General features: G+C 70.3%; 3 protein-coding genes and 2 pseudogenes. All 5 read right to left on the reverse strand.

Annotation, left to right across the window (positions count from 1 at the left end):
- Positions 1-99, reverse strand: a pseudogene (locus IE217_RS34205) (ATP-binding protein); the annotation flags it as partial.
- Positions 80-658 carry a DUF742 domain-containing protein gene (locus IE217_RS34210; RefSeq protein WP_189708965.1) on the reverse strand — a complete coding sequence of 193 codons (579 nt, stop codon included), beginning with the start codon at positions 656-658 and terminating at the stop codon, positions 80-82. The gene IE217_RS34210 and the pseudogene IE217_RS34205, both read right to left, overlap by 20 nt.
- 97 nt (positions 659-755) lie before the next feature.
- Positions 756-1,169, reverse strand: a complete 414-nt coding sequence (locus tag IE217_RS34215) for a roadblock/LC7 domain-containing protein (RefSeq protein ID WP_004983065.1) — start codon at positions 1,167-1,169, stop codon at positions 756-758.
- A gap of 10 nt (positions 1,170-1,179) precedes the next feature.
- Positions 1,180-4,410, reverse strand: coding sequence for a sensor histidine kinase (locus IE217_RS34220; protein ID WP_190181861.1), 3,231 nt, complete (start codon positions 4,408-4,410; stop codon positions 1,180-1,182).
- A gap of 399 nt (positions 4,411-4,809) precedes the next feature.
- Positions 4,810-4,882: pseudogene (locus IE217_RS34225) on the reverse strand (ATP-binding protein); the annotation flags it as partial.

Raw genomic sequence — 4,882 nt, forward strand, 5'->3', positions numbered from 1 at the left:
GACGAACGTGGTCTTGCCCACGCCGAAGCCGCCCGCCACCACGATCTTCGCGGAAGTGGTGGAGCGGGAAGGACCGCCGCTAGAGCTTGCGAAGTCCACTGAGCACCCTTTCGAGCAGTGTCACGTCTGGCTGGCCACCGGCGTTCTCGTCGCCGCCGGGCTGATGGATGGCGACCAGGCCCGCCTCCGCCAAGTCGGCGACGAGGATCCTGGCCACGCCGAGAGGGATCGTCAGCAGGGCCGAGACCTCGGCCACCGACTTGATCTCGCGGCACAGATTGCAGATCCGCTGATGTTCGGGCAGCTGGCCCTGCATCTGGTGCGGCTGCGCCGTGGTGTGCACCAGCGCCTCGATGGCGAGCTGGTACCGCGGCCTGGTGCGGCCGCCCGTCATGGCGTACGGGCGGACCAGGGGGTTGTTCGACGCCCCCGCGGGCGCCGGCTCAGGGGTGCGTCGCTGCGGCTGCACCGGCTGGATGCGCGGCGCCGGCGGCTGGTCGTACGGCGAAGGGCCGGGGCCCTGCGGCGCGTACGGCTGCCTGTGGTGCGGGGCGGAGGGGAAGTCGTACCGGTTCGCCGAACCGTCGCCCTGGCCTTGGCCCTGGGCAGGGCCGTACGACCAGTTGCCCGAATGGGAACCGCCTGGGGGTGTTGCCACTTTCTCTCCTCCTCCGACTGTGCCGGGCGCCCAACCGTGTGGAAGCCGCGTCCCGAAACCTTACGGCCCCGGGACGCCAAAACGCACCGTCTGCCTGTTAGTTGAGAAGGCTCCCCTGGAGCTCCGCGCGGAGATCCGGCGTCAGGACCGTGCCCGCACGGTCCACCAGAAGGGCCATCTCGTACCCAATGAGGCCGATGTCCGCCTCCGGGTGTGCCAGAACCGCGAGCGACGAACCGTCGGAGATGGACATGATGAAGAGGAATCCCCGCTCCATCTCCACAACCGTCTGGTTCACGCTGCCGCCCTCGAAGATGCGCGAGGCACCGGCGGTCAGCGAGGTCAGACCGGACGCGACGGCCGCGAGCTGGTCGGCGCGGTCGCGGGGAAAGCCTTCGGACATCGCCAGAAGGAGTCCGTCGGCGGAGACCACCACCGTGTGGGACACCCCGGGGGTGTTGTCCACGAAGTTGGTGATCAACCAGTTCAGGTTCTGTGCCGCCTGGCTCATCGGGCTCACACTAACGCTCCTGGTTGTAGGTGCTGTCAGGACCGAAGCCCTGGCCGTTCTTGTCACTTCCTGCGCTGCGTCCCCGCTGGACGCCCCGGCGCAGGTTGCTCAGCCTGCCCCTGACGTCCTCGGGGGCGCGGGAGACCTGTGGGCCGCCCTGCGGGGTCGCCGCCGCGGTGCCTTCGACCAGGTTGGCCTTGGGCACCCGCCGCGGAAGGCCGGAGGAGGTCACTCCGCCCGCCTTCGGCTTCCGAAGCTGCGAGGCCTGCTGCCAGCGCTCGTCGTTCTGCGAGCGCCAGCCGCTTTCGCCGTTGCTCTCCGGAGTGGGGGCCGGCGCTTCCTGGCTCACGTGCCGTGCGCCGTTCGTGCCACCCGCGACGGGTCCGCGGCGGGGCAGGCCGGCGTCGGTCAGCTGGTGGCCCGCGGAGGGGGCCGGCTCCGGACGGTCGAAGCCTACGCTTTCCCCGCCGTTCACGTCAGTGGCCTGTGCGGATTCCGCCTCGGGAGCGTACTGGTCCGGGTAGCCGTTCCGGTACGCGTCCTGCTGCGGCCAGTCGTCCTGGTAGCCCTGCTCCTGGAATCCGGAGTACGTCTGGGCGGACGCGGCGGGGGCCTGCGCCTGCTCCTCGCGGGCGGGCTCCGCGTACGCCGGGTCGGGGTAGCCGCCGCCCGCCGGGTACGCGCCGTTCTGCGGCAGGCCGCCGTCCGGGGCGTAGTACGCCGCGTCGTAGGACTGGCGGCCCTGCTCGTCGTAGCCGGGCTGCTGCCGGTCGTACGCCGTCTGCGGGTCGTAGGACGCGCCCTGCTCCGCGAAGCCCGTCTCGCCGGCGTCGTACGCCTGCTGCTGTCCGGTGGACTCGTCGCCGTATCCGGTGGCCTGCGCGTTCTCCTGGCCGGGCTGCTGGTGGGACTGCGCCTCCAGGGCGGCCCGGCGCTCCTCGCGCATCAGCGAGCGGCCGACCGGGTCCAGCTCCCGGATGTCGTCGGGAACCTCGTAGCGGCTGTCGTCGAAGCCCAGCTCGGCGGCGGTGCGCAGCGGCGGCTGCTGCTGCGAGCCGAAGTCCTCGCCCCGGAACTCCTGCTCCGGGATGATCTGGGAGACCGTGAACTCGTCGCGGTCCAGCGCCTGTTCGCCGCCGCCGCCGTGGGTGATCGCGTCCGGCAGCATGACCAGCGAGGTGGTGCCGGCCTGCTCGCCCGAGGGGCGCAGCTGGACGCGGATGCCGTGCCGGTCGGCGAGGCGGCCGACCACGAACAGGCCCATGCGCTGGGAGATCGCCACGTCCACGGTGGGCGGGTTGGCCAGCTTGTGGTTGATGTCCGCGAAGTCCTCGGCGGTCAGGCCGATGCCCTTGTCGTGGATCTCGACCATGACCCGGCCGTCGGGCAGGCGGGTCGCGGTGACGCGGACCTTGGTCTGCGGGGAGGAGAACGTGGTGGCGTTCTCCAGGAGCTCGGCCAGCAGGTGCACGAGGTCGGTGACCGCGCGGCCGTGGATCTCGGCCTCGGGGACGCCGGACAGCTCGATGCGCTCGTACTGCTCCACCTCGGAGGAGGCGGCGCGCAGCACGTCGACCAGCGGGACCGGCTGGTCCCAGCGGCGGCCGGGCTCCTCGCCGGCGAGGACCAGGAGGTTCTCGCCGTTGCGGCGCATACGGGTCGCGAGGTGGTCCAGGCGGAAGAGGTTCTCCAGCTGGTCGGGGTCTGCCTCGTTGTTCTCCAGGTCGGTGATCAGGGTCAGCTGGCCCTCGATCAGCGACTGGTTGCGGCGCGAGAGGTTGGTGAAGATCGCGTTGATGTTGCCCCGCAGCAGGGCCTGCTCGGCGGCGAGCCGGACGGCCTCGCGGTGGACCTGGTCGAAGGCGCGGGCGACTTCGCCGATCTCGTCGGTCGAGGTGATCGGGATCGGCGCGACCCGGGTGTCGACCCGGCCGGGGTCGGTGCGCGAGAGCTGGTCGACCAGCATCGGCAGACGCTGCTCGGCGATGCCGAAGGCGGCGTTGCGCAGCCGCCGCATCGAGCGGCTCATCTGGCGGGCCACGAGGCCGGCCAGGATGAACGCGGCGAGCAGGGCGATCAGGACGACGGCGCCGGTGATGATCGCCGACTGCTTGGCGTCGTCGGCGATGCCGGACGCCTCGTTCACCGCCTTGTCGGCCATGTCCGACTCGATGGAGCGGTAGGCGTTGAACTTGAGGGTGTTGACCGCCCACCAGTTCTGCGCGGTGATGCCCTTCTCGGCGAGCGCGGCGCGGTAGGCCGGGTCCGTGCCCTTCAGGGTCGCCAGGGCGCTCACCATCTTGGTGGGGTCCGACGGCGGGGCCACGTAGTTGGGGTCCTTGGCCTTGGCCTGCTGGACCATCCCCGCGGCCTGGGCCTGGATGTCCTTCTTCTCCGCGTCCAGCCGGTCCGCGTCGGCCTGGGTGCCGCCGCCGAGGTACTCCTCGGCGGCGATGCCCTCCAGGTAGGCGTACGAGGACAGCGCGACCCGCTGACTGGCCAGGTTGCCGGCGTCGGGGCCGGGCTTGACCAGGATGTGCATGCCGATGGACCGCTCCAGCGACAGCGCGGCCTTGGTCAGCGACATCGCGTAGACGGTGCGGCCGTAGGAGGTGATGTTGCCGGTGCCCAGGCCGAGCTCGTTGGCGAACTCCATCAGCGGGTGGGCGACCTTGACGTAGCCCTCCTCGGTCTGCACGCCCGTCAGCTTGGGGGTGTAGGCGGCGGCGCGCAGGGCCTGGAGCTCGGGCTCGGTCTCGCGGAACAGCTTCAGCCGGCGGTCAAGGCCCGGCTTGTTCGGCATGCTCTTGGCCGCCTCGTCGAAGGCGGCGGCGGCCTTGTCGGTGCCGTTGCGGGCCGCGGTGACGGTCGGGTCGTTCTGGCCCTTGCCCTGGAGCAGGGGGGCGGCCGTGACGTCACGCTCGTTGTAGAGGGCGTCGGCGTAGGTCAGGGAGGCCCGCACCAGGCGGGCGGTGTTCTCCGCGTCCTGGGCGTCCTGCCAGGTGTCGATCGAGCTCTTGACCTGGAAGCCGCCCATCACGAGGCCGACCAGCACGGGTATGAGCAGGATCGCGTTCAGCCTGGTCGGCACCCGCCAGTTGCGCGGAGAGAAACGGCCGCCGCTCGGGGCGGGAGCGGCCGTCGGTTCCGACCCGGGCACATGTGCGGGCGCCGCTCCGCGCGGCGGCGGGGTGAAGTTACCCCGGGCCGACGGCTCGGGGCCGTTCTTGCTTCGCCTCACTCGACCAACAACCTCTCGGCGGTCGGCACCTACGTTGTGCCGCAGTTTCTCAGAGCCCAGTACGCCCCGACTGATGAGTACGTCTTTGACTACTGGGCAGTTCAGGCATTCCAGCACGTCAACATGCGCTCTTCCAAACACTCGGAAGCGATGAATCCGAGTGATGTAAGCCCCAGATAAAACGGTCAAAAAGAGCGAGGGGCGTCAAAAGGCGGGGTGGTCGTGCGCGCAGCGGCACCGAATGTGCGCGACGCGTGGCCATACCACCCGATTCCTCTGCCGAAACGTTATGAACGCCGGGGCCGGCCGTGTCAAAGGACACAGCCGGCTCCGGTGCATCTACGACAACTGCCGTAGGGCATTGCCGACTTGGGTGCTATGTGAAATGTGTCCGGGGTGTTATCTCAGGCGGGCCATGAGGGCGTGCTCGACCAGCGTGATCAGCGCCGACTTGGCGTCGGCGCGGTGCCGG

This window comes from Streptomyces naganishii JCM 4654 (assembly GCF_014650575.1).
In the GTDB taxonomy this organism is placed as follows: Bacteria; Actinomycetota; Actinomycetes; order Streptomycetales; family Streptomycetaceae; genus Streptomyces; species Streptomyces naganishii.

Coding starts and splice junctions, on each gene's coding strand:
- IE217_RS34215 (WP_004983065.1), bottom strand. CDS start 1,169: ATGAGCCAGGCGGCACAGAACCTGAACTGGTTGATCACCAACTTCGTG.